Source organism: Paraburkholderia sp. GAS33 (assembly GCF_050436645.1).
GTDB lineage: Bacteria > Pseudomonadota > Gammaproteobacteria > Burkholderiales > Burkholderiaceae > Paraburkholderia > Paraburkholderia phenazinium_B.
Genome location: NZ_JBNDMP010000010.1, coordinates 256,671 through 281,975, shown reverse-complemented (window position 1 = coordinate 281,975; position 25,305 = coordinate 256,671). Strand labels below are relative to the sequence as shown.

23 protein-coding genes and 1 other RNA gene are annotated in these 25,305 nt (G+C 62.6%); 9 read left to right on the top strand and 15 right to left on the bottom strand.

What is annotated here, in order from left to right; genetic code table 11:
- Positions 1-53 precede the first annotated feature (53 nt).
- On the bottom strand, positions 54-1,727 hold the full coding sequence (gene ilvD / locus P3T24_RS28055; RefSeq protein WP_429439706.1) for a dihydroxy-acid dehydratase: 1,674 nt from the start codon (positions 1,725-1,727) through the stop codon (positions 54-56).
- Positions 1,728-1,849: 122 nt separating this feature from the next.
- Here ilvD and P3T24_RS28050 point away from each other — a divergent pair, with 122 nt between their 5' ends.
- Positions 1,850-2,806, top strand: coding sequence for a LysR family transcriptional regulator (locus P3T24_RS28050; protein WP_429286314.1), 957 nt, complete (start codon positions 1,850-1,852; stop codon positions 2,804-2,806).
- A gap of 46 nt (positions 2,807-2,852) precedes the next feature.
- Entirely contained in the window at positions 2,853-3,758 is a 906-nt protein-coding gene (gene lgt / locus P3T24_RS28045; RefSeq protein ID WP_074265505.1) for a prolipoprotein diacylglyceryl transferase, read from the top strand.
- Between the two features lie 99 nt (positions 3,759-3,857).
- On the opposite strand, the gene P3T24_RS28040 is transcribed toward lgt, so the two are convergent.
- The 5 genes from P3T24_RS28040 to P3T24_RS28020 all read right to left on the bottom strand — a co-directional run bounded on the left by P3T24_RS28040 (position 3,858) and on the right by P3T24_RS28020 (position 6,387).
- The gene (locus P3T24_RS28040; protein ID WP_074265504.1) at positions 3,858-4,583 is read right to left on the bottom strand and encodes an SIMPL domain-containing protein; all 726 of its coding nucleotides are present in this window, start codon (positions 4,581-4,583) and stop codon (positions 3,858-3,860) included.
- 307 nt (positions 4,584-4,890) lie between these two features.
- Positions 4,891-5,349 (bottom strand): EVE domain-containing protein, encoded by a 459-nt coding sequence (locus P3T24_RS28035; protein ID WP_074265503.1) that lies wholly within the window; start codon positions 5,347-5,349, stop codon positions 4,891-4,893.
- A gap of 84 nt (positions 5,350-5,433) precedes the next feature.
- Positions 5,434-5,615, bottom strand: a non-coding RNA gene (gene ssrS / locus P3T24_RS28030) — 6S RNA.
- An 89-nt stretch (positions 5,616-5,704) separates the two neighbouring features.
- Positions 5,705-6,019: a cell division protein ZapA gene (locus tag P3T24_RS28025; protein WP_074265502.1), complete on the bottom strand. Its 315-nt coding sequence runs from the start codon at positions 6,017-6,019 to the stop codon at positions 5,705-5,707.
- Positions 6,016-6,387, bottom strand: coding sequence for an ATPase (locus P3T24_RS28020; RefSeq protein ID WP_074265501.1), 372 nt, complete (start codon positions 6,385-6,387; stop codon positions 6,016-6,018). The genes P3T24_RS28025 and P3T24_RS28020 overlap by 4 nt, the downstream gene beginning before the upstream one ends.
- Positions 6,388-6,797: 410 nt before the next feature.
- On the opposite strand from P3T24_RS28020, the gene P3T24_RS28015 reads away from it, so the two are divergent.
- The 3 genes from P3T24_RS28015 (at position 6,798) to P3T24_RS28005 (ending at position 9,384) form a co-directional block, all read left to right on the top strand.
- The gene (locus P3T24_RS28015; RefSeq protein ID WP_429439703.1) at positions 6,798-7,841 is read left to right on the top strand and encodes a FecCD family ABC transporter permease; all 1,044 of its coding nucleotides are present in this window, start codon (positions 6,798-6,800) and stop codon (positions 7,839-7,841) included.
- Positions 7,838-8,686, top strand: coding sequence for an ABC transporter ATP-binding protein (locus P3T24_RS28010; RefSeq protein ID WP_429439700.1), 849 nt, complete (start codon positions 7,838-7,840; stop codon positions 8,684-8,686). The genes P3T24_RS28015 and P3T24_RS28010 overlap by 4 nt, the downstream gene beginning before the upstream one ends.
- Positions 8,687-8,967: 281 nt before the next feature.
- Positions 8,968-9,384: a DoxX family protein gene (locus tag P3T24_RS28005; protein WP_429286310.1), complete on the top strand. Its 417-nt coding sequence runs from the start codon at positions 8,968-8,970 to the stop codon at positions 9,382-9,384.
- A 182-nt stretch (positions 9,385-9,566) separates the two neighbouring features.
- Here the strand turns inward: P3T24_RS28005 and P3T24_RS28000 are convergent, their stop codons facing one another.
- From P3T24_RS28000 to P3T24_RS27990, 3 genes are all read right to left on the bottom strand, one after another.
- Entirely contained in the window at positions 9,567-9,989 is a 423-nt protein-coding gene (locus P3T24_RS28000; RefSeq protein ID WP_429439697.1) for a type II toxin-antitoxin system VapC family toxin, read from the bottom strand.
- The gene (locus tag P3T24_RS27995) at positions 9,989-10,234 is read right to left on the bottom strand and encodes an AbrB/MazE/SpoVT family DNA-binding domain-containing protein (protein WP_429439694.1); all 246 of its coding nucleotides are present in this window, start codon (positions 10,232-10,234) and stop codon (positions 9,989-9,991) included. Before P3T24_RS27995 ends, P3T24_RS28000 begins: the two co-directional genes overlap by 1 nt.
- A gap of 144 nt (positions 10,235-10,378) precedes the next feature.
- Positions 10,379-10,798 carry a PaaI family thioesterase gene (locus P3T24_RS27990; protein ID WP_429408731.1) on the bottom strand — a complete coding sequence of 140 codons (420 nt, stop codon included), beginning with the start codon at positions 10,796-10,798 and terminating at the stop codon, positions 10,379-10,381.
- 167 nt (positions 10,799-10,965) lie between these two features.
- On the opposite strand from P3T24_RS27990, the gene P3T24_RS27985 reads away from it, so the two are divergent.
- Complete coding sequence (locus P3T24_RS27985) at positions 10,966-11,604, top strand: ParA family protein (protein WP_074265494.1); 639 nt, start codon at positions 10,966-10,968, stop codon at positions 11,602-11,604.
- Positions 11,605-11,620: 16 nt separating this feature from the next.
- Here P3T24_RS27985 and panD read toward each other — a convergent pair whose 3' ends face one another.
- The 4 genes from panD to P3T24_RS27965 all read right to left on the bottom strand — a co-directional run bounded on the left by panD (position 11,621) and on the right by P3T24_RS27965 (position 14,134).
- Positions 11,621-12,007 (bottom strand): aspartate 1-decarboxylase, encoded by a 387-nt coding sequence (gene panD, locus P3T24_RS27980; protein ID WP_074265493.1) that lies wholly within the window; start codon positions 12,005-12,007, stop codon positions 11,621-11,623.
- A gap of 38 nt (positions 12,008-12,045) precedes the next feature.
- Complete coding sequence (panC, locus tag P3T24_RS27975; protein WP_429408732.1) at positions 12,046-12,879, bottom strand: pantoate--beta-alanine ligase; 834 nt, start codon at positions 12,877-12,879, stop codon at positions 12,046-12,048.
- Between the two features lie 191 nt (positions 12,880-13,070).
- Positions 13,071-13,946: a segregation and condensation protein A gene (locus tag P3T24_RS27970; protein WP_074265492.1), complete on the bottom strand. Its 876-nt coding sequence runs from the start codon at positions 13,944-13,946 to the stop codon at positions 13,071-13,073.
- A 2-nt stretch (positions 13,947-13,948) separates the two neighbouring features.
- A complete protein-coding gene (locus P3T24_RS27965; protein ID WP_074265491.1) occupies positions 13,949-14,134 on the bottom strand; it encodes a DUF3460 family protein in 186 nt (61 codons plus the stop codon).
- Between the two features lie 307 nt (positions 14,135-14,441).
- Here P3T24_RS27965 and P3T24_RS27960 point away from each other — a divergent pair, with 307 nt between their 5' ends.
- The gene (locus P3T24_RS27960) at positions 14,442-16,274 is read left to right on the top strand and encodes an autotransporter assembly complex protein TamA (RefSeq protein ID WP_429439691.1); all 1,833 of its coding nucleotides are present in this window, start codon (positions 14,442-14,444) and stop codon (positions 16,272-16,274) included.
- A gap of 60 nt (positions 16,275-16,334) precedes the next feature.
- Positions 16,335-20,600 (top strand): translocation/assembly module TamB domain-containing protein, encoded by a 4,266-nt coding sequence (locus tag P3T24_RS27955; protein WP_429439688.1) that lies wholly within the window; start codon positions 16,335-16,337, stop codon positions 20,598-20,600.
- Positions 20,601-20,707: 107 nt separating this feature from the next.
- On the opposite strand, the gene metG is transcribed toward P3T24_RS27955, so the two are convergent.
- Both metG and P3T24_RS27945 read right to left on the bottom strand, forming a co-directional pair.
- Positions 20,708-22,861, bottom strand: coding sequence for a methionine--tRNA ligase (metG, locus tag P3T24_RS27950; protein WP_429439685.1), 2,154 nt, complete (start codon positions 22,859-22,861; stop codon positions 20,708-20,710).
- Positions 22,862-23,220: 359 nt separating this feature from the next.
- A complete protein-coding gene (locus tag P3T24_RS27945) occupies positions 23,221-23,871 on the bottom strand; it encodes an OmpA family protein (protein ID WP_074265486.1) in 651 nt (216 codons plus the stop codon).
- Between the two features lie 279 nt (positions 23,872-24,150).
- Here P3T24_RS27945 and apbC point away from each other — a divergent pair, with 279 nt between their 5' ends.
- Complete coding sequence (apbC, locus tag P3T24_RS27940) at positions 24,151-25,239, top strand: iron-sulfur cluster carrier protein ApbC (protein WP_429408736.1); 1,089 nt, start codon at positions 24,151-24,153, stop codon at positions 25,237-25,239.
- Positions 25,240-25,305 lie beyond the last annotated feature (66 nt).

The following is a 25,305-nucleotide window of genomic DNA, read 5'->3' as shown; positions in this document are numbered from 1 at the left end:
GGCGCACGGTTTTTTCGTGCGCCCCTTTGTGTTTCTTAAGCGTGCTCGCGGCGTTAGCCAGTCACTGCGCCCTTGTTGGCCGGCAGCGCCAACGCCGAGTACTTGGCCAGCACGCCACGCGTGTAACGTGGCTTCGGCTGTTGCCACGCCGCGCGGCGGCGTGCGAGTTCGGCGTCGTCGATGTTCAGTTGCAGCAGCAGCTTGTGTGCGTCGATGGTGATCGAATCGCCTTCTTGCACGAAGGCGATGGTGCCACCCACGAACGCCTCCGGCGCGACGTGGCCCACTACCATGCCCCAGGTGCCGCCGGAGAAGCGGCCATCGGTGATCAGGCCCACGGTCTCACCGAGCCCCTTGCCGATGATCGCCGAAGTCGGGGCGAGCATCTCCGGCATGCCGGGGCCGCCCTTCGGGCCAAGATAGCGCAGCACCACCACGTCGCCGGCCGTGATCTTGTCCGCGAGAATCGCTTCCAGCGCGCTTTGCTCGTCGTCGAACACGCGGGCCGGGCCGGTAATCACCGGATTCTTCAGACCCGTGATCTTGGCGACCGCACCGTCCGTGGCCAGGTTGCCCTTCAGGATTGCCAAGTGCCCTTCCTTGTACAAAGCCTTGTCGATCGGGAAGATCACCTGTTGGTCCGCACGCGGTTTGGCCGGCACGTCCTTCAGTTCTTCGGCGAGCGTCTTGCCTGTGATCGTGATGCAGTCGCCGTGCAGCATGCCTGCGTCGAGCAGGAGCTTCATGACTTGCGGGATGCCGCCTGCCTTGTGCAGATCGGTGGCCACATACTGGCCCGACGGCTTCAGGTTGCAGATCACCGGCACCTTCTTGCGCATGCGCTCGAAGTCTTCAATGCTCCATTCCACTTCGGCCGCGTGAGCGATGGCGAGATAGTGCAGCACGGCGTTGGTCGAGCCGCCAGTGGCCATGATCACGGCTACGGCGTTTTCGATCGACTTCTTTGTGATGATGTCGCGCGGCTTCAGATCCTTCTTGACCGCTTCGACCAGCACGCGTGCCGATTCAGCCGCCGAATCCACCTTTTCCTGATCCGGATTGGCCATTGTCGACGAGTACAGCAGCGACATGCCCAAGGCTTCGAACGAAGAGCTCATCGTGTTGGCGGTGTACATGCCGCCGCACGAACCTGTGGAGGGGCATGAGTTCTGTTCGATCCCATCAAAATCTTCCTGCGACATCCTTCCCGCGGTGAATTCACCCACTGCTTCGAATGACGACACGATGGTCAGATCGACGCCTTTCCAGTTCCCCGGACGGATCGTGCCGCCATACACGTAGATGCCCGGCACATTCATGCGCGCAAGGCCGATCATTCCGCCCGGCATGTTCTTGTCGCAACCGCCGATCACGACCACGCCATCCATCCACTGACCCTGCACGCAGGTCTCGATACAGTCCGCAATGACCTCGCGCGACACCAGCGAGTACTTCATGCCTTCGGTGCCCATCGACATGCCGTCGGAGATCGTCGGCGTGCCGAAGATCTGCGGATTCGCATCAGAACCCTTGACGGCGACGACCGCGGCGTCAGCGAGACGCTGCAGGCCGGCGTTGCACGGCGTGATGGTCGAATGGCCGTTGGCGATGCCGATCATCGGCTTGTCGAAGTCTTCCTTCTGATAGCCGAGGGCGTAAAACATCGAGCGATTCGGCGAGCGCGAGACGCCTTGTGTGATGTTCTTCGAGCGACGGTTGTACGGCATGGGTATCTCCAGGTTGTTCTTAGTCCAGTTTAGCCGGTGGTGCGTCGCGCAAGCGTGCGGTTTCTCGATGTGCGCGTCCAATATATTATTTACATGCCATTAGGTCGTAAAATGTATCGATCATGTTGCCCATTACGCCCGATCTGCGCCAGTTGCGCTATTTCATCGCCGTGGCCGAAGAAAAGCACTTCGGCCACGCGGCCGCCCGCCTCTCCATGACGCAGCCGCCGCTGTCGCAGGCGATCCGTGCGCTGGAGGAGACGCTTGGCGTCGCGCTGTTTGCACGCACCAAGCGGTCGGTCGAGCTGACCCAGGTGGGAGCCGACCTTTTGCCCGAAGTGCGGCGTCTGCTCGCCAGCGCAGAGGCGCTGCGGCCGCTCGCGCAAAGCCTCGCACGCGGCGAGGCAGGGCTGCTGTCGCTGGCGTTTGTTTCTACTGCGGATTACGGTCTGTTGCCCTCGTTGCTGCGCGACTTCGGGGCGCGTCATCCGCGTGTGCGTCTGCAGTTGACCGAGGCGACCAGCGACGTGCAGATCGAGGAACTGGTGGCCGGCCGCATCGACGCGGGGCTGGTCATTGCGCCGCTGCCGCCACGCCATGCGGCGCAATTGTCGTGGCTCCCGATCGCGCGTGAGCCGCTGGTGATCGCCATGTCGTCCGAGATGGCGGCGCGTGTTGAAGGGCGGGGCGCATCGGCCGGCGCGGAGTGGCGCGACGCGCCAATCAGCCTGCGCGATGTCGCCGATGCTCCGCTCGTGATCTTCCCGCGGCGTCTCGCGCCTGGCTTTTATGACATCATTATGGATTGCTACGGCGTCGCGGGCCTCACGCCGCGTATCGCGCAGGAGGCGATCCAGATGCAGACGATCGTGAGCCTGGTGTCGGCCGGCATGGGTGTCGCACTGGTGCCGCAATCGCTGCGTAATCTGCGCCGCACCGGCGTGGTGTACCGGCCGCTGCGCGAATCGGTGCCGGCCATCGAGACGGGGCTGGTCTGGCGCACGGCGCAGGTAAGTCCGGTATTGGCCGGCTTTATCGGTATCGTGCAGGCGCATGCGGCCACCGTCGAGTCTTGTTGAGCCTTATTGAATCCGTTTTTGAACCTGAACTGCCCATAACAACACGATGCACATTCATCCCAATTTCGACCCGATCGCCATCCATCTAGGGCCGCTCGCCGTGCGCTGGTACGGCCTGATGTACCTGGTGGCATTTATTCTGGCGATCGTCGTCGGCCGGCTGCGCCTGCGTTTGCCGTACGTCGCAGCGCAAGGCTGGACCGCCAAAGATATCGACGACATGCTGTTCTACGGCGTCCTCGGTACGATCTTCGGCGGCCGTCTCGGCTACGTGCTGTTCTACAAGGCTGACTATTACTTCGCGCATCCGCTCGACATCTTCAAGGTGTGGGAAGGCGGCATGTCGTTTCACGGTGGTTTTCTCGGCGTCACGCTGGCGATGGTGCTATTCGCCTACCAGCGCGGTCGTTCGTGGCTGCAGGTCACGGACTTTGTGGCGCCGATGGTACCCACAGGGCTTGCCGCAGGGCGTCTGGGCAACTTCATCAACGGTGAACTGTGGGGCCGCGTCACCGATCCTAATGCGCCATGGGCGATGATGTTTCCGGGCGCATCGAACGACGACGCCGTCTGGCTGTCACGGCATCCGGAACTGGCCGCAAAGTGGCATCTGAACGAGATCTTCGCGCAATATCACATGCTGCCGCGGCATCCGTCGGAGCTGTATGAAATCGCGCTCGAGGGCGTCACGCTGTTCTTCGTGTTGTGGTTCTTCTCGCGCAAGCCGCGTCCGCTGGGCGCCATATCTGCGGTGTTTCTGATCGGCTATGGCCTTGCCCGGTTCACGGTGGAATTCGCCCGTGAGCCGGACGACTTCCTCGGCCTGCTGGCGATGGGACTGTCGATGGGGCAGTGGCTGTCGCTGCCGATGATCATCGTTGGCGTGCTCATCCTGGTGTGGGCGTATCGACGCAAGGACCGCGAAGCGGCCAAGCCGGTTGGCGCGAACTGAGCTTCCACCCAGGCATCCAGACGGGGCTGCACCTCTGCCTGAATGACGAAACGCCACGGCATGCCGTGGCGTTTTCGTTGTATTGCGCCGAGAAGCGCGTTACTTCATCTGCACCGAACCCGACACATTCACGCTCACGGTCGACGTACCCGCTTCGAGCGGCAGCGGCGCAGCTGCTTTGGCATCAGCGCCCATGACGCGCGCGCTCATCATCATCATGGGACGCGGCATCACGCCGTTATGTCCGACGGTGACCTCGCGGATCGAATAGCCGCTATAGCCAAATGCCTGAGCACCGGCACTCGCCTGCTGCCGAAACGAGGCGATCGCTTCGCCGGTGAGCTTCTGTTCGGCGGCGCGCTGCGCTTCCGGCGAGAGCGAGAACTGCACGTTACCGACCTGCATGTTAGATGCCATCTGCCCGGCGAGCTTCGAGGCCGCGGCAAAATCATGCGACTCCAGCACGACTTCCGTGCGGCCACGCCATGCGGAGATGCGTCCGTCGCGATCGGTTGACGGAGAAATCGCAAACGAGCCGGTGCGCGCGGTGACACCGCTCACGCCCTTGGCCTGACGCAGTGCTGCATCGGCACGCTGGTTCAGCGTGCTGGTGAGCGCGGACGGGTCGCTTGCTTCCTGTTCGTAAAAGAGCGTGATGTCCACGACATCCTGCGGGACTTCGGCACTGGCTTGCGCATTCAGTGACAGCACGCCCGACGGCTCCGCCTGCGTGACGGTTTGTGCGTGGACCGCGGCGGATGCGAACGCGAGGGGAGTGGCGAGAGCCATGGCAAGTGCGATGGCTCGTGCGTTTTTTTGCGTCATTTGTATTGGACTCCTTGCTTGAGCGGTTATGCGCGATGACTCGTGCTTGAGTTCGTGCGATGACCTGCAAGAGGCCACGCACGACTGGCGCTGCGTGCCAGTAGCGGGATTGATCGTTCTACCCGATGGCATGACGCTTGCGAGCCAGTTAGGCGCACACACGGCTGCCTTGGTTCCCCAACTTGACAATTGCCTTGCTGCGACCCACGTTCACACGAGCAACTGTGTTCGCATTTGCGTCTTCAGACATGCCGCGCAAGTGCTGCGCAAACTCACTGCACAACAAGCTTGGATAGCTGCAGCCACTTCAAACAAGCCGCTTTGTGATGAAGCGCCACTCGGCCTCGGTGACCGGCGTGATCGACAGACGGTTGCCTCTGGCGAGCACACGCATGTCGGCGAGTTCAGCATGCTCGCGCAACGCAGCCAGCGGAATCAGCGGCACTTTCTTTTTGAATACGACGTCGACGAGCACCCAGCGGGGTGTCTCAGGCGTCGATTTGGGATCGTAGTACGGGCTCTTCGCATCGAACTGCGTGGGATCGGGATAGGGCGTCGACGACACCTCTGCAATCCCGGCGATGCCCGGCTCCGGACAACTCGAGTGATAGAACAGCACACCGTCGCCGATCTTCATCACGTCGCGCATGAAGTTACGTGCCTGATAGTTGCGCACGCCGGTCCACGGCAACGTGTGATGCGGCGCGTGGGCGAGGTGGTCGATGCTTGCTTCGTCCGGTTCGGACTTCATTAGCCAGTAGCGCATGAATCGAATGGAAGGTTGAATTGAGCGTTAAATTGGGCACCAAAAAGAAAAACGGCACCGGACCCATGTCCGATGCCGTTTGATAAGGTCCCCGCCTTAGCCGCTAGGCCGGCATCCTGAACCGGGAGTTCAGAATTGGTCGCAGTTAGCAGCACTTCGGGTACATCAGACAGAGTGACGCGCACACCCGTGCTGCAAATTTCCACAACCGTGCACATGGCATTGGTTCAAGGAATATATGACCTTGGCGAACCAGGCAGGGAAGCTAAACAGATTGAACTCAGACGTTTGCTGATCCTTGATCACGCACTTCGTCTGGATTCTGAATTTGACCGTACGACTACTTTAGACCTTTTTACTGCACGCTGTACTGCTGAATCACAGTACCTAGCTGTTCGTTCATCTGGTGCATTGTACGCCGGATTTCCTCCGCGGGAAATGCTTCTCCATGGCGCACGCTCGATTGCAGCTTAAGCAGTTCCGATGCCAGCGAGAGCGCAGCCATGACCGCAATGCGATCGATGCCGCGCACGTTGCTGTGCGAGCGGATCTTCGACATCTCTGCGTCGACGCGTGCCACGGCTTCCAGCAGCGCAGCTTCGGTTTCCGGCGAGCAGGCGAGACGATACGGCTGGCCGAGAATCGATACTTCGATCTGCTTGGTGGTCATGCGTTTTCTCCGTGGCGGGTGACGGCGCTACCGGCTTCTTCTTCGTGATGCGCATTGAGTTCGAGCTCGGGCGCGAGAAGATCGAGCTGATTGTCCGGCTCGTTTTGAGCGCGTGCACGCGGCAATTTTTCGAGGATCGCGTTCAGGCGCACCTGGGCGTCGTCGATCTTCGCTGACAGCGCATCGCGCTCCGCTTGCAGTGCGTCGCGTTCTTCGCGCATCTGCGCAAGTTCTGCACGTGTTGCATCGGCTTCGGCGCGCACCTGGGCGAGCTGGGTTTCGAGCGCCTGACGCGCTTCGTTGTGGCGCTGACTGATCGCAATCAGTCTGCCGATATTCTGTGAAAGTGTTTCGAGTTCGGTGAGCATGTGCTGCGTCCTCTAAAGACATCGCATTTTAGCGCGGAATGTCGCAGGTTCCGACAATTGTCTCGTTTCGAGACGTAACAGCATCGCTTTGTGCAGACTTCGCTGGCGGAATCGGCCTGAACATCCCTCCGAACCAAAAATTCATCCGTCTGTCATCGCACCAAAACCAGCCTGCTTGACCTTTCTTGACGCGTTCTGCGGGCGCTCCTAAACTTGCGGCACTTCAGTGCCTGAGGGCAGTGCGCAGGCAATTTTGTCCGGTGCAAGCTGATCAATCGGAAACGGGGACGACGCCCGTCACCCAGGATTATGAGCCGGCCTACATCTGCAATATCCCGCGTCGCAACGTGTGTCCCGCGCCCGGCTCGCAACAGCTATGACGTCGTGTCCGCGGCCGTGGGGCTGCGCGGATGAACCGAATCTTCGCACGCACGATGCCGGTCATGCACGCGAGACGTGCTGCAGCCATCTGGTGTGTGCTCGCCATTCTGGCGCTCGCTGTGCTGTTGGCGTCGCTTGCGCTCGGCAGCGTCCCGCTCACGCCCGCCCGGGTGTTTGCTGCGTTGATGCCGCTCCCTTCTCACTCCGGCGCACCTGCCGATCTCGCAGCAGAAATCGTGCGCTCTCTGCGTTTGCCGCGAGCGTTAGCCGGTTTCGCGTGCGGCGCATTGCTTGCCGTCGCCGGTGCCTTGCTGCAAGTGTTATTGCGCAATCCGCTCGCTGAGCCGTATGTGCTCGGCGTATCCGGCGGTGCCGCGAGCTTCGCGCTATTCGCGATGATGGCCGGCTGCGCGTGGTGGCTCGTCGATGCGAGCGCGTTTGCCGGGGCGTTCGTCTCGATCCTGCTGGTGCTCGGTCTGGCGCGCCGCGAATTGTGGCGTGGCGAACCGCAGGATACGTCGCCGCGTCTGCTATTGACGGGTGCCGTGATTGCAGCGGGGTGGGGCGCGCTGATCACGTTACTGCTGACCCTCGCACCGGATAACCGCCTGCGCGGAATGCTGTTCTGGCTCACCGGCGATCTGAACGGTGGTGGCTTGCCCTGGATCGCACTCGCGGCGCTGGCGGTTGTGCTGGTGGCCATTCTTCCTGCTGCGCCGCAACTCAACGTGCTATTGCGCGGCGATGCGGCTGCGCAGGCATTGGGCGTCCCTGTGATGCGCCTGCGTCTGCGTGTCTACCTGGTGGCGTCGCTCGCAGCCGCTGCTGCTGTGACGACTGGCGGGACGATCGGCTTCGTGGGCCTGGTTGTGCCGCATACGTTGCGACTCGCGTTCGGCAACGATCAACGCATGCTGTTGCCCGCTGCCGCGCTTGGCGGCGGTGTGGCCGTGATGGGCGCGGACCTCGTTGCGCGTACGGTGATTGCACCCGCTCAATTGCCCGTGGGGGTGATCACGGCGCTGATCGGTGTGCCGGTGTTTCTCTGGATGCTCTTGCGCAGGCCGCGATGAGAATACACACAACACCGCCAGCGGCTTCCACTGGATCGACCCTGAGCGCGCAACAGGTGACGTTGCGCGCCGGCGAGCGCACGCTGCTCGATCGCTTCACGCATACCTTCTATCCGGGCGAAGTCTGGTGCATCGCTGGACCGAACGGTGCCGGCAAGACCACCTTGATCTCGACGCTGGCCGGTCTGTCGCAGCCGGCAGCAGGCCACGTTGAGCTGGACGGTTTGCGCGTCGCAGCGTGGCCGCCTGTGTCGCTCGCGCGGCGTCGTGCGTTGATGCCGCAAAGTGCGCACGACGCGTTCAGCGCCAGCGTGCTCGAGATCGTGATGCTCAACCGCTTTCCGCACCTCGCAGGCTGGGGATGGGAGCGTCAGGGCGATCGCGCGGCGGCGCATGCCGCGCTCGAACTGCTGGGACTCGCGGACTTCGCATCGCGCGACGTGCTGTCGCTCTCCGGCGGCGAACGCCAGCGCGTGGCACTGGCCGCCGTGCTGTGCCAGGATGCGCCGCTGTTGCTGCTTGATGAACCGTTGTCGCATCTCGACCTGCATCACCAGATCGACTGCCTCGAGGCGTTGACCGCCTGGGCAACGGAGCGCAAGCGCACGGTAGTGTTTTCATGTCACGACCTGAACCTTGCGCGGCGCTTCGCGACACACGGGTTACTGCTGGATGGCGTGGGCGGAGCATTCGCCGGCCCGGTGCGCGACGTGTTGACACCGGCGCTGGCGAGCCGCGCGTTCGGCTATCCCCTGATCCTGTTGCACGACGGCGGCCATGAGGCGCTGATTCCTGCGCCGCGCGCGCACGACGCGCAACAGGGCACCGCTGGTCCGGCGGGGTGAAGGGCGAGCCCCGGCCTTCTCCGTGCCCGAGCGTCTGGCAATGCTGCTTTGCGTAGCCCGCTCTTGAAGCAGTAGCACCGCGAGTCTGCTTACCGCTCGCTCGTTGCCGGTCTGCGCTAACGCGCTGCCTCTAGAAACCGGCCAGTTCGCCTGAGACTATTAACTCCTGTGCGGAAATAATCTAAGTCTGAATCGCAGTTTTTCTCACTCCACGGTTCGAATACAGTCCGGTCTATCGATGGCGCGCGTGCGCCGTCCCACTCAACTGACAAGGACTCTTGATGAACTCGAACCGTTCAGCCGATTTCGCTGCCACGCTCCTGCGTGTTGCTCTCGGCGTCTTGTATCTCGCGCACAGCCTGCAGAAGATTTTCGTCTTCACGTTGCCTGGCACCGCGCATTTTTTCGAATCGCTTGGTTTGCCGGGCTGGCTCGGCTATGTCACGGCGTTCGTCGAACTGGCAGGCGGCATCGCCTTGCTGCTTGGCGTGCAGGTTCGCTGGGTTGCGCTGGTGCTGCTGCCGTTCATGCTCGGCGCGATGTCCGCTCACCTGCATAACGGCTGGGGTTTCGCGTCGCCGAACGGCGGCTGGGAATATCCGGCCTTCTGGGCAGTGACGCTGGTGGTGCAGTCGCTGCTTGGCGGCGGCGTGGGCGCACTTGCCGGAGCGAAGGTGCCGCGGGCGGTGACGGCTTGAGGGGCCACGTACGAGTTAACTGGTCTCGTACGGGCAGTGTTGTCGAACAAATATGGCGGTTGGTCTATCGCACGTCAAAGGCAAATTCAAGCCGCCCGCAAACCCGCTTTGGCAGACGCCGGAGCGGGTTTTTACTTTTTCGCTGGCCAATATTGCTGAGTGTCATTTGCCGCACACAGTGCTCAAAATGCCAAGGGCTTGATCTTCATCCGCTTGGCATTGCGCGCCAGGACGTCATCGAGTGTCGCCAAACTGTTGGCGTTGGCATCGAGAGCGGCCGCGAGATGCAGCGCATCCCCTGCACGGAGGCCTGTTGTAGCATCCAGGGTCAGCTCGGCAGCGCGATGGAAGGTTGACGGCTCCACGGGTAGTAGTTGCAGATCGCTGGCGCAAAGACGTTCGAACGTTTGCCACGCGAGCATGCCTTGTTCTGCCGATATCTGTTTCGTTCTTTGCTTGATGCCCAAGGCGCTGGCAAATTCGGTCACGCTCCATGTCGCGGATCCTAGTTCTTCGGAGCAGACCGCATACCACTGTGCCACGGCGGGGCTCATCGCCTCTTTGACACACAGCGCAACAAGCACGCTCGTATCGACATACACCATCAGTAGCGCGCTCCGCGCCGAAGCTCTTCCATTACCGATTCCGTCATCGGCATCGACTCGCGCGTCTTTTCCAGTTCTAGCGCAAAAGCGCGACGATCCCATTTTGCGGCGTGAATACTGATGCCGCCATCGACCGTCAGGTTCACGCGAACCTGGTCGCCCTCCCGGATGCCGATATGGCGCACGTAGTCCGCGGGAATACGAAGCGCAAGGCTATTACCCCATTTTGCCACCTGCAAGTTCATCGAAGCCTCACGTATCTACATAATGGTAGATACATTATATCGCGCTAATCTATATCTGCAAGGTCGACTGTTGCCCTCTACCGTTTTGTCGGAACAGTGTGACCAGCGGGAGCAAAGCTGCGTCCACCATTCCGCGCGCTCACGTCACACCAGCACCATCTGCGTACACCGGAACAGCGCAATCGTCTTGCCGTTCGGATCGGACACAGTGGCATCCCATACCTGCGTTGTCCGTCCCAGATGCACGCCCCTGGCGACCGCCCGGATCGTCCCGTCGATGCAGGTGCCGAGGAAATTGCTCTTCAACTCGATCGTGGTGAAACTGCGCGCCGTCTCCGGCAGATGGGCAATACACGCATAGCCACAGGCCGTGTCAGCCAGGCCGATCACGCTTGCCGCATGCAGAAAGCCGTTCGGCGCCAGCAACTCGCGCCGCACGGTCAATTCGGCCGTGAGCGAACCTTCCTCGAGCGCGATCACCTGCACTCCCAGCATATCGGGCAAGCTGCCCCGCTGACGCTCCATCAGGCTCTCGATCGTGCAACCTGCGCGCAATTTGCTCATCGTATTCGCTCCTTTTTTGTAAGAATGGCAGCCCAAATGCCCCTTCGGGGTTTCGGTCCAACTCGATTTATCGATATTATCAACGGCTGGATCGACGGGGTCGACGCAAGATCAGACTAGAAGCGGCAATCCGGCTGGCGGCGCCAGCCATCTTCCCGGGAGTATTCATGACGGTAATCGTGGTGGCCAATCCGAAGGGCGGCGTGGGTAAGAGCACGCTCTCGACCAATCTGGCGGGCTATTTCGCCGCGGCAGGCGAGTGGGTCGCGCTGGCGGACCTGGACAAGCAGCATTCGGCCCATGCGTGGCTCGAACTGCGGCCCGCCACGCTGCCGCCCATCGAAGTCTGGGAAATCGACCAGGAGACGCCAGTCAAGCCGCCCAAAGGACTGGAGCACGCCGTGATCGATACGCCGGCGGGTTTGCACGGCAGCCGGCTCGGCATTGCGCTCGATCTGGCCGATAAGGTCATCGTGCCGCTGCAGCCGTCGCTGTTCGATATTCTCGCCACCCAGGAATTTCTCGAGCGGCTCGCCAAGGAAAAAGCCGTGAGGAAGGGGGGAATTGAGATCGGCGTGGTGGGCATGCGGGTTGACGCCCGCACGCGCTCGGCCGAGCAGCTGCACCGCTTTGTCGAGGGACTGCAGTTGCCCGTGCTGGGCTATCTGCGCGACACACAGAACTACGTGCAACTTGCGGCGCACGGCCTGACGCTGTGGGATGTGGCGAAGAGCCGGGTCGAAAAGGATCTGGAGCAGTGGCAGCCGATCGTCGAATGGCTCGAACGCAAGGCTCCCAAGGCCTGATTGAAAGCGGGCCGGCTTAGGTCCAGTTCTGGGTGGGCACGTGGTCGCGGCTGCCCTTGATCTTGTTCTTGTCGTCGACGAACACCAGATCGGGCTTCCAGCCTGCCTTCAGTTCCGCTTCTTCCACCATCGCAAACGTGGCGATAATCACCAGGTCGCCCAGTTGCGCGCGCCGCGCCGCCGAACCGTTCAGCGAGATCATCCCGCTGCCGCGCTCACCCTTGATTGCGTAGGTCGAGAAACGCTCGCCGTTGTTGATGTTCCAGATATCGATGCGTTCGTTCTCGACGATATTCGCGGCTTCGAGGAGATTTTCATCAATCGCGCATGAGCCTTCGTAATGCAGCTCGCAGTGAGTCACCGCGGCACGGTGGATCTTCGACTTCAGCATGTGACGTTGCATGACCGTTCTCTTGGGCCTTTTTCCAGGTGTTCTGTTGGTCAGATTTCGAGGTTGTCGATCAGGCGAGTGGCGCCCAGCTTGGCCGCGGCGAGCACGACGAGCGGCGCATCGATGTCCTGCGCGGTGGGCGGCAGCAGGTTCGAGCGCTTACGCACGGCGATATAGTCGGGCTGCCAGCCGCGTGCGGCCAGCGCGTCCATCGCCGCGCGCTCGATAGCCGCGAAATCCCGGTTGCCGGCCAGTACGGCATCGCGCACCCGGTTCAGTTCGGCCGCGAGCTTCGGCGCCTCGGCGCGCTCGGCGGCCTGCAGGTAGCGGTTGCGCGAGCTGAGGGCGAGGCCGTCGCTGTCGCGCACGGTTTCAGCGGCGATGATTTCCGTGGGCAGCGCGAACTGCTGGCACATCTGGCGCACGATCATCAGTTGCTGGTAATCCTTCTTGCCGAACACGGCGACGCGCGGCTGCACGCACGACATCAGCTTCATCACGACTGTGCACACGCCCTGGAAGAAGCCCGGCCGGAATTCGCCCTCGAGGATGTCGCCCAGATCGTGCGGCGGATGCACACGGTATTCCTGCGGCTCCGGATACAGATCGCGCTCGGTCGGCGCAAACAGCACGTAGACGTTCTCGCTTTGCAGCTTCTCGATATCGGCTTCGAGCGTGCGCGGATATTTGTCGAAATCCTCGTTCGGCCCGAATTGCAGCCGGTTGACGAAAATGCTCGCTACCACCGGGTCGCCATGCTGGCGCGCCAGACGCATCAGCGACAGATGCCCTTCATGCAGGTTGCCCATCGTCGGGACGAACGCAGTGCGGTTCTGGCCGCGCAACTGGTCGCGCAATTCGTGGATCGAGCTGATGACTTTCATGGTCGGACGTGTTTTCCTCGCGCGGCGCAGGACCTGGTTTGCACGATAATGGTGCATGGGCATCATTTCGGCGGCCAGGCTCCCGTTCCGGTGATGACGGGTTCGGAGCGCGGGATTGTAGTGGATTTGCGCGCGCTGTGCCTACGGATCGGCGCACCGAAGTGAGGCGCGACTCTAATGCGAGGCGCCGCCTATGCCGGCAGGTATGCGAGCCGCACGTAGATAGGCGCGAATGGCTCGGCCTGGGTGATTTCGATCAGCGATTCACGCGACAGCTCCAGCATGGCGATGAAGTTCACCACCACCACCGGCACGCCGCGCGTCGTGTCGAACAGCTCCGAGAACTCCATGAAGCGTGCGTTCTGCAGCCGGCGCAGGATCACGCTCATGTGCTCGCGCACTGACAGCTCTTCCCGCGAAATCCGGTGATGCTGCACGAGCTTCGCGCGTTTGATCACGTCGGCCCAGGCGGCGCGCAGATCTTCGCTATTCACGTCCGGGAAACGCGGCGTGATGCTCTGCTCGATATAGACGTCGGCGCGCAGGAAGTCGCGGCCGAGTTGCGGCAGGTGATCGATACGCTGCGCCGCGAGCTTCATCTGCTCGTACTCGAGCAGGCGCCGCACGAGTTCGGCTCGCGGATCCTCGGCTTCCTCGCCGGTATCCGCCTTCTTGACCGGCAGCAGCATGCGCGACTTGATCTCGATCAGCATCGCGGCCATCAGCAGATACTCGGACGCGAGTTCGAGATTGGTCTGCCGCAGCTGCTCGACGTATCCCAGATACTGCGTGGTGACATCCGCCATCGGGATGTCGAGCACGTTGAAGTTTTGCTTGCGGATCAGGTACAGCAACAGATCCAGCGGACCTTCAAACGTTTCGAGAAAGACTTCGAGGGCGTCCGGCGGGATGTACAGATCGGTCGGCAGCTTGAAAAGCGGCTCGCCGTACAGGCGTGCGAACGCAATGCCGTCGACGGTATCGGGCGTCGAATCGGTCGCGGGCGCGGCGAGCGCAGCGTCGGGCTGCGCCGCTTTGGCGGCGCGGGCCTCGTCGGCGGAACTCACGCTCAGAAGTTCTGGTAGTACTGGTAGGCGGTCTGTTGCACGCGCGAGGCTTGCTGCTCGGCGCGCTCTTCGAGGTCGATCGGCTGCTTGTCCCACAGCAGCGAGCGGCCGCGGCGTTGTTCCGCCTCGAGGGTGGGCTTTTGTTCCTTCAACTGATTCAGGAACTGCGTGATGTCCGATTGATACATGGCTCAACGTCCGTATGGGGAGGTGGCGGCGGTTATTGAGACCGTCGCTCGGGTCGACGCAATTTTACAGCAAGCGTCGCCTGTGGGCGAAAACTCGCGGAACATCGGCCCGGTTGCCACGTCCAAGGCGGGCGAGCCGCAACTGCAGAGCCCATGCCAGAACAGTCGGGGAGGGCGTGGATAGGCCGCCTCCGCCAATTTCGAGATGCCCGCGAGGCGCCGCCGATGTGGTCAAATAGCGAGCTTCGGGCCGCCGCAGCGGCCGGCAAGCGGAATCTTTCATCAACAACGGCCGCGGAGGTCCTGTTTGGCGGGTTGTGCGATCGAACCGTCGCGTGTGCAACATGGCAAACCGGCTGCGCGGCGTGGTCGGCTCGCGTGCCACGCTCAGGGCGCGGCGTGGCTGGTGCGCGCATGGCTGACGCTGGGTCTGGTCTGGCTTGCGTTCGCGGCTGTCGAGGCACGCGCAGCTTACAAGGTCGATATTCAGGCCTCGCCGCGCGCGGTGCGCAAGCTGCTCGAGGAGCATCTGGATATCGCCCGCTTCGCCAAACGCGACGATGTCAGCGACGACCAGTTCGACTTTCTGGTCACCGCGACTCCGCAGCAGGTGCGCGACCTGACCGCTACCGCGGGCTATTTTTCGCCGGTGGTGCGCACCGACGTTCGTACGGTCGACGGCAAGAAGCGCGTCACGGTGAGCGTCGATCCCGGTCCGCAGACCACAATTTCTTCCGTTACGCTGTCATTCAACGGGCCGGTGCTGACCGAAGACCCGGCGCAGGAAAACGCTACCCGCTTTGCCTTTTCGCTGCATGAAGGCGACCCGTTCTCGCAGGGCGGCTGGGACGATGCCAAAAGCGCGGCGCTCCGCGCGTTGCAAGCGCGCCGCTATGTGGCGGCGAAGATTACGCAGTCGCAGGCACGCATCGATCCGCGCACGCACGAGGCGAAGCTGTCCGTCACCTTCGACAGCGGTCCGACTTTCACGATGGGCAAGCTCGAAGTGGTAGGCACCGAGCGCTATCCCGCGAAGATCGTCGACAACGTGAATCCGATTTCCGTCGGCGCCATTTACGACGTGCAGCGAGTGGCTGAACTGCAGCGCCAGTTGCAGAACACGCCGTACTACGCGAGCGTCGCGATCGACGTCGGCAACGACCCGGCCAAGCCGCTCGAGACACCGGTGCGGGTGAAGGTCAGCGAATATCCCTACAACAGCATTCGCGGCGGCGTGGGTTACGCCACGGATACCGGTCCGCAGGTGCAGGGCAACTACTCGTATCTGAATACCTTCGGCGCAGCGTATCCGTTCACGGTGGGCGGCCGGATCGACCAGATCGAGCAGTTCGGCCAGATCCAGCTGTCGATGCCGCCGGGCGAGCGCGCGTGGACCAATAGCGTGCTGGCCTCGTATGGCACCACCAATGTGTCCGATACCCGCATCTACAGTATTCGCGCCGGCGTGCAAACCACCCGCACATCGCAGTACCTCGACTACGGCTACTCGCTCTTCTATTACGACGACAGGCTCGACCAGAATGCGGTCGGACCGATTACCGCCCACGCACTCGTGCCCGCATGGACCTGGACGCGCCGTAATACCGACGACCCGCTGTTTCCGCGCTCCGGCAACCTGATTCACGTCGAAGCGGGTTTCGCGGTCAAGGGCGCCCTGGCCGATCAGACTTTCGGGCGCCTCTATGCGCGTGCCCAGCAGTACTTCCCGGTCGGCAAATCCGATCTCGTCTTGATACGTGCTGAATTCGGCGGTGTGTTTACGTCGGGCAGTTCGAGCGGCATTCCGGCCTCGCTGCTGTTCCGGGCAGGCGGCTCGAACTCGGTGCGTGGCTATAGCTACGAAGGCATCGGCAATAACGTCGACGGCTCGGTGCTGCCGACCAAATACCTGATTACAGCTTCGAGCGAATACCAGCACTGGTTCACCCATGACTGGGGCGGGGCGGTGTTCTTCGACATCGGCACGGCCACCGACACATGGGGCGAAAAAGTGTTTTACCCCGGCGTGGGTTTTGGCGCGCGCTGGCGCAGTCCGGTGGGGCCAGTGAACGTCGACCTCGCGTACGGGATTCGTAACAAGGATATCCGGCCGTATCTGACGCTCGGCATCGCCTTTTGATCTTTTACTTCCAACTGCAGTGACTTTCGCTTCAGGCATTGTGATTCGCATGGCTCGAGTATGACGACGGATTCTTCCGCCAACCCTCCTCCGCAGACACCCGGTGGCACCACGCCGGATGGTTCTGAGACGCCGCCTCCCGTGCGCCGCAAGCGCCGGTTGTGGACGCTGCTCGCGTGGTTTATGGGGGTGCCGGTGGTGCTCGTGGCATTGCTGGCGGGAGCGTTATACGGCGCGGTGGCGACTGAACGCGGCACTGCCTATGCGTGGCACGCTGCGGTGAGGCTGCTGGGCGGCCGCCTCACCGGCACGCTGGACGGCGGCGCGCTGATCACGGGCTTGCGTTTGCACGGGGTGGAGTGGCGCAGTCTCGATGGCAGCGGCACGGACATCAAGGTGGACAAGGTCGATGGCCGCTGGGCGGTGAGTGGGCGGCCGTGGCGTTTTGCGGTCGACTATCTGCATGTGGGCACCATCGACGCGCGGATCGGCTCGTCCTCATCCAGCAGCAGTTCGCCGATGAGCCTGCCGAAGGACCTGCGTTTACCGATGCAGATCGAAATACGTGACGTGCGGGTCGATACGCTGCTGTTGCATCAAGGCGGGTCGACGGCGGAGTATTCGCATTTCATTTTCCATGGGCGCAGCGATGGGCAGCATCACGAAGCCGCGATCGATCGGCTCGATACGCCGTTTGGTTCGGTGACGGCGGCGGCGAAGCTGGATGGCGTGCGGCCGTTTCCGTTGAGCGGCAATATCGGTTACTCAGGCAAGGTCAATGAGGAGCCGGTGCAGGTCAGCGGGCGCTTGAGCGGCACGCTCGAGACGCTGGTGGCGGAACTGGATGCGAGCGGCATGAAACTCGCGGGCCATGCGCACGTCGAGGCGACGCCGTTTGCCGAGGTGCCGCTGCAGCGCGCGACGTTGACGTTCGATCACATTAACCCGCATGCTTTCGCACCTGGTGCGCCGTTGGCGGATCTGGCGGTGCGGGCGGATCTGCAGCCGGTTGTGGGTGAGGGCGGCGGTGGCGCAGCGGCCGCGAGTGCGGCGAGCGCGAGTGCGAGTGGCGTGGGTGCGAGCGGGAGCGTTGCCGGTCCGGTTGCAGCGAGCGCCTCGACCACCGCTGCCCCCGCGGCGAAATCTGCCGCTGGCTTTGTCGTCGCTGGTCAGGTGTCGATCGTCAACGCGAAACCGGGCGCGATCGACGAACATCTGCTGCCGCTCATCGAAGCCCATACCGACGTGCGGCTCGATGCGCACGCCCAAAGCATCTCGAATCTGAACGTGCGACTCGTCAAGAACGCGACGCTCACAGGCGCGGGCGCGCTGACTGGCAAGCGTGGCCAACTCGATCTGCATGTGGCCGGTCTCGACCTGAACGCGCTCGAAGCGAGCGTGCGCTCAACCCAGCTTGCCGGGCCGATCGGCATTCGCCTGAATGACGACGTGCAGAGCATCACGCTCGATCTCGCTGATCCCAAGGCCGCGCTGCGCGCCCAGGGCAAAATCACGTTTGACCCGGCGCGCATGAGTTTTAGCGATGTGCGGATCACCTCGGGCCGCGGACGGATCGACCTCTCGGGCGCCATCAAACACGACGCCAGTTCGACATACAACCTGAAAGCACAACTGACCGATTTCGATCCGCTCGGGTTGACCTCGCAGATGCCTTCGCGCTCGCCAGCCGGCGCTGCAGCGAACGACGGCAAGGGCCGCAGCAATCCTGCAAGGGCGACACCGGCGAAAGCCCCGGCGCGTCCAGCACAGGCCCCGGTACCTCCAGCAAAGCGCTCGGCGCCTGCCGCAAAACCGTCGTCGTCTCCGTCGCCGAAGATCCAGGCGCGCGTCAACGGCACCATCACGGCAGCCGGCGTGCTCGGTCCTACCTTCACGACCAAAGCTGAGATCAAACTTGGCCAGAGCGTCTACGACGACTTGCCGATGACCGGCGGCGGCACGATCCAGCTCGCAGGTTCGCGGATCCTGCCCAGCAAGCTCACGCTGTCAGTAGCAGGCAACCAGGTCGATCTGCAGGGCAGCTTCGGCGCGCCGGGCGACCGGTTGCGGTTTCGCGCGGATGCCCCGCAAATCGAGCGCCTCGGTTTCGGTCTGGCCGGGCAGGTTGCCGCCAACGGCGATGTGACCGGCTCGTTTGCGCATCCGAATGTCACGCTGGACTACAAGGCCGATAGCGTCGTGTTCGGCGCGAACAAGCTCGGCCACGCGGAGGGCCACGCCGAGTTGCGCGACGGTGCGAACGGCGCGATGGTCTTTACAACCGACGCGCGTGACCTGAGCACAAACGGCGTCGAACTGTCGACGCTCAGCGCACGCCTGAACGGCACGCGCGCGCACCATACGCTGCAAGCCCAGGCGGTCGGCACGCTGTATCAGCGGCCGCTCGACCTGACGCTGGCCGCCAACGGCCGCCTCTCCGATACATCGCAAGGCACGGCCTGGGATGGCACCGTCACGCAGTTGCAGAATCGCGGCACGCCTTCGATCAATCTCGAATCGCCGCTAACCATCAGCGCGGCGCCTAACCACGTGACGCTCGGCGCAACCCGGTTGACGCTGGAAGGCGCGGTGCTCGATCTGAAATCGTTCGCGCTGGATCACGGACGCATCCAGTCGGCCGGCTCGCTGACGGGCGTTTCGGTGGCTCGCCTGATGGCGATCCAGCAGGAGTTCACCGGCGAGCCGCCGCCAATAAAAACCGATCTGGTGTTCGACGGCGACTGGGACTTCGCGCTCGGCAGCACGGCGAGCGGCCACATCCAGTTGAAGCGCCGCGGCGGCGATGTGACGGTGGAAATCGGCAACGGTCTTGCATCGATGGGTATCACCGATCTCTCGGCGCGCGTCGACTTCAGCGCCGGCAATCGCCTGAACGCGACGGTGCATGCGCAGGCGAGCCGGATCGGCGTGATCGACGCCGACGCTCACACGACGCTTGCGATGAACAACGGTGCATTGAGTATCAACGACGAGGCGCCGCTCACGGGCAATATCGACGCCAATGTGCCGTCGCTGAAGACCACCGGCGGTCTGCTCGGCCCGACTTATATGCTCGACGGCCATCTCGCGCTGAAGCTCGCGCTTGGCGGCACGGTGGCGAAGCCAAGCGTGTCGGGGTCGCTGCTGGGTGACGGCATGTCGGCCACTGCGGTCGATCAGGGCATCCAGTTGAAGGACGGAGTGATCCGCATTGCGTTGTCGCAGAATCTGGTGGACTTCCAGCAGGTTGAATTCCACGGCGCAACCGGCACGTTGCGCGCTACCGGCAAGGTGCGCCTCGACGGTTCGGAGCCCGATCTGACCGCGAGCATTGTTGCCGACAAGCTGGAACTGTTCGCGGCGCCGGACCGCAATCTGTCGCTCTCGGGCAGCGCGACCGTGGCCAACGGTGGGCACCTCGGGGCCATGAATATCAATGGGAAATTCACCGTCGATCACGCGCTTTTCGACATGCCGGAGCAGGCGGCGCCCAAGCTCGGTGATGACGTGGTGGTCGTGCGGCCTGACGGCACGGTGCCCGGCGAAGCGAAGCCGGGCGTACTCCCTGGCAACAAGCCTGCAAGCCGCTTTGCGCCGACCGCTACCATCGAGATCAATCTGGGCAACAAGTTCCGCTTCCGCGGTCAGGGCGCGGACCTTGGGCTGACCGGCAAGATCACTGCGCTGAGCGCGCCGGACGCGCCGCTGCGCGCAGTAGGCGACGTGCGCGTGACACAAGGGTCGACCTATACCGCTTTCGGGCGCAAGCTGAACATCGAGAACGGCTTCTTCACGTTCAACGGTCCGGTGGCCAATCCGGGCATCAACATTCTGGCGATGCGGCGCAACCAGCAGGTCGAAGCGGGCGTACAGGTGACCGGTACCGTCGACGCGCCGGTCGCCAAGCTGATCTCGGAGCCGTCCGTGCCCGACAACGAAAAGCTGTCATGGCTGTTGTTTGGCCACGGCACCGATCAGGGCAACAACCTCGGTCAGCAAAGCGCGATGACGACCGCCCTGGCGCTGCTCGGCAATACGCAAGGCAAGCGGATCGCGCAGACGTTCGGGCTCGACGAGTTTTCGATCGGCACGAGCGATGTGGGGCTGACGGATCCGCAGGTCGTGATGGTGTCGAAGGCCATCAACCAGTGGCTGGTGCTGGGATATGAGCAGGGTCTACAGTCGGCGAGCAATGCGATCAAGGCGACGGTCAATCTGACGCGCTACTGGTCGGTGGTGGCGTACGGCGGGACGTTCCAGGGGATGAACCTGTTGTACACGCGGCGCTTCGATCGCTGGCCGTGGTTTGGCAAGTCGAAGCAGTAGGGCGATGCATGCGGGTTGCCCCAGCATGCTCGCAAAGCAAAAAGCACGTCGGCTGACGTGCTTTTTGCTTTTCCAGTGACGGCGGTAGCGCGACCCGCGCCGCGGTCCTACTTGACCCGCATGCCCGGCTTCGCGCCGCTATGCGGTTCGAGGATGTAGAGGCCCGGTTCGGCCTTCTCGTCGGTCGCCGATGCCGCTAGCACCATCCCTTCGGACAACCCGAACTTCATCTTGCGCGGCGCAAGATTTGCCACCATCACCGTCAGCTTGCCGATCAGTTGCTCCGGCTGATAGGCCGACTTGATACCCGAAAACACGTTGCGGGTTTTCTCTTCGCCGACGTCGAGCGTCAGTTGCAACAGCTTGTCCGAACCCTCCACCGCGCGACAGTCGACGATCTTCGCGATACGCAGATCGATCTTTGCAAAGTCGTCGATCGAGATGACGCCGGAGCCGTCGTCTTCGGTGCTTGCCTTGTCGCCGGCTGCAGCAGCTTTTGCCTTGGCCTTGGTTTTGGCGTTGTCGGCGGCGACAGGCGCCGCGGTGTCCGTTGCCTGCAGCGACTCACGATTGGCCGCCAGCAGTGCTTCGATCTGCTTCGGATCGACGCGCGTCATCAGATGCTTGTACGCATTGATCGGCCGCTCTGAGCTGAGCGGCGTGGCGGCATCGGACCACTTCAGCGGCTCGATGCCGAGGAACCCTTCGACGGCTTCCGCGAGCTTCGGCAGCACCGGCTTCAGCGCGAGCGACAGCAGCCGGAACGCCTCGACGCTGACGCTGCAGGTTTCGTGCAGCGCGACCGCGTTGGCCGGATCTTTCGCCTGATCCCACGGCTTGGCTGTATCGACGTACGCGTTGACGGCGTCGGCCAGATCCATCGTCTGACGCAGTGCGCGGTTGTACTCGCGCGCTTCGTAGTTGGCAGCGATCTGCGGGATCGCCGCGCGCAGCGTGCCGAGCAGCGGATGCTGCATCGCGCTGTCCTGCACGCGCCCGTCGAAACGCTTGATCAGGAAGCCCGCCGCGCGGCTCGCGATGTTCACGTACTTGCCGACCAGATCGCTGTTCACGCGTGCCTGGAAGTCGTCCAGATTCAGGTCGAGGTCTTCCATCGTGCTGTTCAGCTTGGCGGCGAAGTAGTAGCGCAGCCATTCCGGATTCAGGCCGGTGTCGATCACGCTCTGCGCCGTGATAAACGTGCCGCGCGATTTCGACATCTTCGCGCCGTCCACCGTCAGGAAGCCGTGCGCGAACACGTTGGTCGGCGTGCGATGGCCCGAAAATTCGAGCATGGCCGGCCAGAACAGCGTGTGGAAGTACAGGATGTCTTTGCCGATGAAGTGGTACTGCTCGGCGCTCGAGCCCTTGCGCACCCACGCGTCGAAATCGATGCCGCGCTTTTCCGCGAGGTTCTTGAAGCTCGCGTAATAGCCGACCGGCGCATCCAGCCACACATAGAAGTACTTGCCCGGCGCGCCGGGGATCTCGAAGCCGAAGTACGGCGCGTCACGGGAAATATCCCAGTCAGCCAGCTTGGCCTCGCCGGAATCGCCGAGCCATTCGCGCATCTTGTTGGTGGCTTCAGGCTGTGCCAGTCCACCCACCCAGCCGCGCAGGAAATTCTCGCAGCGCGGGTCGGAGAGGCGGAAGAAATAGTGCGTCGACGTCTTGCGGATCGGCGTGGCGCCCGAGACCACCGAGTAAGGGTTGATCAGCTCGGTGGGCTGGTAGGTCGAGCCACACACTTCGCAGTTGTCGCCGTACTGGTCTTTGGCGCCGCACTTCGGACACTCGCCCTTGATGAAGCGGTCCGGCAGGAACATTTCCTTGACGGGGTCATACGCCTGTTCGATATCGCGTGCGTCGATCAGCCCTGCGTCCTTGAGCGCCGTATAGACGGATTCGCTAAGAACCCGGTTCTCTTCCGAGTCGGTCGAATAATAATTGTCGAAGGAAATACCGAAGCTGTCGAAATCGCGCTTGTGTTCCTGCCAGACGCGGTCGATCAGCTGCTTCGGCGTGACGCCTTCCTTTTCCGCCCGCAACATGATCGGCGTGCCGTGCGTATCGTCGGCGCCGACGTAATACACCTCGTGACCGTGCATTCGCAGCGTCCGGACCCAGATGTCCGTCTGGATATATTCGACCAGATGGCCAATATGGATTTGCCCATTCGCATAGGGAAGGGCTGACGTGACGAGAATCTGTCGACGGCCGGACGGCGCGCCTGCGGGGAGACCGGTTGCGGGTGCTGACATAGGGAGTATGAGGGCTTGCGGGAGACGAAACTACGATTCTAGCAGGGCGGCCGCGGCGAGCAGACCCGCAGTGTTTTGGTGCGCCAGACCTTGAACTGAACGGCGCGCGGAACCGGCACCAAAAAAAACCGGGGCTATGGGCCCCGGAGCAACAACGACAAGAGGAGAATGGTGCCGTGGCGGCAAAGCCAGCCACGTACCGTAAAGAGAGACAGCGGATTTTCGGGAGAGTTCGAAATTTTTTTCGATTCACCTACCGGTGTTTCCGTCCCCATCACATGGTGGGATTCGCGGCGCGGCGCGGCGACTGACTGCACGCCGCGCGCTGGCCCCACACCCATTCCCCGCTGTACTAGCCGTTAGCCTGCGTGTTGCGCGGTCGCGCGCAGGTAGATTTCCACGCGGCGGTTCGCAGCACGGCCCGCGTCCGTGTTGTTGTCGGCGATCGGATTGTTCTGACCCATGCCCTGTGCGGACAGGCGTTGCGGATTGATGCCGCGCTGGAGCAGGGTGTCGGCGACGCTTTGTGCACGGTTGACCGACAGGGTCTGGTTGTACTGGGGCGAACCGGTGCTGTCTGTATAACCGACCACTTGCGCGATCAGCTCAGGATTCTGCTGGAGCGTCTGCGCCAACTGGTCGATGATCGGCGTGAACGACGGCTTGAGCGCATAGCTGTTCGTATCGAACGTAACCGAGCTCGGGATGTTCAGCTTGAGCGAACCGTCCGGCTGTTCCGTGATCTGCGTGCCGGTACCCTTGGTGGCGCCCGACAGCTTGTTGTGAATGGCCTGCCAGTTGTAGCCGGTGATGCCGCCAACAGCTGCGCCGACGCCCGCACCGATTGCCGCGCCCTTGCCACCACCAAAGATCGCGCCGAGTGCCGCACCCGTACCGGCGCCCACGCCCGTACCGACGGCGGTGTTGGTGCCCTGTTGCGTGGCGCAGCCTGCCAGCAGCGAACCGGCGACTGCGAAGACTGCCAGGCGAGTCATGATTTTTGCGTTCATTTTGATTCCTCTTGATTATTAAAGCGGGTCGTCCGTCCACGATGGGCATGTTGGTCGACGCCGCGCAAACACGGTGAAGAAGGGTCTTCCGGCAACCTCCCGCGCCAGCCACTACAATGACGACTGAAGTATCTGGCGATGCGACCCTGCGGCCTGCTGCTGGCGAAGGGTGCCCGGCAAGGCTGATTTGCGCAATCCCACATAACAATTTCTTTCAATTTCCAGTCGGTGGCCGAAACTTCGATTCGGTCGCGCCGCAAGTGTTCCCATGGAGTCTCAATGAGCATTGATCGGGCATTGGTCGACGCCGCCCTCGCGACTGTCGCTGACCCCAACACCGGCCGCCCTTTCGCGGCGGCGAAAAGCCTCAAGAACACCGCTATTGATGGTGCCACGGTTAGCGTCGAAGTGATACTCGGCTATCCGGCCAAACGGCAGTTTGAAGCGATTCGCACGCTGATCGGCGACGCGTTGCGCGCCGTGCCGGGTGTGGCCGAGGCACGGGTGCAGGTTTCCCAGCAGATCGCGGCGCACACCGTGCAACGCGGCGTGAAACTGTTGCCGAACGTGAAGAACATTATTGCGGTGGCGTCGGGCAAGGGCGGCGTCGGCAAAAGCACGACCGCCGTGAACCTGGCGCTGGCGCTCGAGAGCGAAGGCGCGTCTGTCGGCATTCTGGATGCGGACATCTATGGCCCTTCGTTGCCGATGATGCTCGGCATCGAAGGCCGTCCGGAATCGGTGGACGGCCAGACAATGAGCCCGATGCGCGGCCACGGCATGCAGGCCAACTCGATCGGCTTTCTGATCGAGCAGGACAACCCGATGGTCTGGCGCGGCCCGATGGCCACCTCCGCGCTCGAACAGCTGCTGCGGCAGACGAACTGGGAAGATCTGGACTACCTGATCGTCGATATGCCGCCGGGCACCGGCGACATCCAGCTCACGCTGTCGCAGCGCGTGCCGGTGACGGGCGCGGTGATCGTGACCACGCCGCAGGACATCGCGCTGCTCGACGCCAAGAAGGGCCTCAAGATGTTCGAGAAGGTCGGCATTCCGATCCTTGGAATCGTCGAGAACATGGGCATCCATATCTGCTCGAATTGCGGCCACGAAGAGCATATTTTCGGCGCCGGCGGCGGCGATCGCATGGCGAAGGAATATGGTGTCGAAGTGCTCGGCAGCCTGCCGCTCGATATAGGCATCCGCGAGCAGGCCGACTCCGGTCGCCCGACCGTGGTGGCCGATCCGGACGGCCGGATCGCTGAGATTTACCGCTCGATTGCCCGCAAGGTGGCGATCCATATCGCCGAGCGTGCCCGCGACATGACTTCGAAGTTTCCGACGATCGTGGTGCAGAACACCTGAAACTCCTTTCGGAACACGGGCGCAGGCGTTGGAGACGCCTCCGCTCGCGGTATCATGTCGACTTCA

Excerpts from the sequence above, each read along its gene's own strand:
- ilvD (WP_429439706.1), bottom strand. The coding sequence starts at position 1,727 with ATGCCGTACAACCGTCGCTCGAAGAACATCACACAAGGCGTCTCGCGC.
- P3T24_RS28050 (WP_429286314.1), top strand. The coding sequence starts at position 1,850 with ATGTTGCCCATTACGCCCGATCTGCGCCAGTTGCGCTATTTCATCGCC.
- lgt (WP_074265505.1), top strand. The coding sequence starts at position 2,853 with ATGCACATTCATCCCAATTTCGACCCGATCGCCATCCATCTAGGGCCG.
- P3T24_RS28040 (WP_074265504.1), bottom strand. The coding sequence starts at position 4,583 with ATGACGCAAAAAAACGCACGAGCCATCGCACTTGCCATGGCTCTCGCC.
- P3T24_RS28035 (WP_074265503.1), bottom strand. The coding sequence starts at position 5,349 with ATGCGCTACTGGCTAATGAAGTCCGAACCGGACGAAGCAAGCATCGAC.
- P3T24_RS28025 (WP_074265502.1), bottom strand. The coding sequence starts at position 6,019 with ATGACCACCAAGCAGATCGAAGTATCGATTCTCGGCCAGCCGTATCGT.
- P3T24_RS28020 (WP_074265501.1), bottom strand. The coding sequence starts at position 6,387 with ATGCTCACCGAACTCGAAACACTTTCACAGAATATCGGCAGACTGATT.
- P3T24_RS28015 (WP_429439703.1), top strand. The coding sequence starts at position 6,798 with ATGAACCGAATCTTCGCACGCACGATGCCGGTCATGCACGCGAGACGT.
- P3T24_RS28010 (WP_429439700.1), top strand. The coding sequence starts at position 7,838 with ATGAGAATACACACAACACCGCCAGCGGCTTCCACTGGATCGACCCTG.
- P3T24_RS28005 (WP_429286310.1), top strand. The coding sequence starts at position 8,968 with ATGAACTCGAACCGTTCAGCCGATTTCGCTGCCACGCTCCTGCGTGTT.
- P3T24_RS28000 (WP_429439697.1), bottom strand. The coding sequence starts at position 9,989 with ATGGTGTATGTCGATACGAGCGTGCTTGTTGCGCTGTGTGTCAAAGAG.
- P3T24_RS27995 (WP_429439694.1), bottom strand. The coding sequence starts at position 10,234 with ATGAACTTGCAGGTGGCAAAATGGGGTAATAGCCTTGCGCTTCGTATT.
- P3T24_RS27990 (WP_429408731.1), bottom strand. The coding sequence starts at position 10,798 with ATGAGCAAATTGCGCGCAGGTTGCACGATCGAGAGCCTGATGGAGCGT.
- P3T24_RS27985 (WP_074265494.1), top strand. The coding sequence starts at position 10,966 with ATGACGGTAATCGTGGTGGCCAATCCGAAGGGCGGCGTGGGTAAGAGC.
- panD (WP_074265493.1), bottom strand. The coding sequence starts at position 12,007 with ATGCAACGTCACATGCTGAAGTCGAAGATCCACCGTGCCGCGGTGACT.
- panC (WP_429408732.1), bottom strand. The coding sequence starts at position 12,879 with ATGAAAGTCATCAGCTCGATCCACGAATTGCGCGACCAGTTGCGCGGC.
- P3T24_RS27965 (WP_074265491.1), bottom strand. The coding sequence starts at position 14,134 with ATGTATCAATCGGACATCACGCAGTTCCTGAATCAGTTGAAGGAACAA.
- P3T24_RS27955 (WP_429439688.1), top strand. The coding sequence starts at position 16,335 with ATGACGACGGATTCTTCCGCCAACCCTCCTCCGCAGACACCCGGTGGC.
- metG (WP_429439685.1), bottom strand. The coding sequence starts at position 22,861 with ATGTCAGCACCCGCAACCGGTCTCCCCGCAGGCGCGCCGTCCGGCCGT.
- P3T24_RS27945 (WP_074265486.1), bottom strand. The coding sequence starts at position 23,871 with ATGAACGCAAAAATCATGACTCGCCTGGCAGTCTTCGCAGTCGCCGGT.
- apbC (WP_429408736.1), top strand. The coding sequence starts at position 24,151 with ATGAGCATTGATCGGGCATTGGTCGACGCCGCCCTCGCGACTGTCGCT.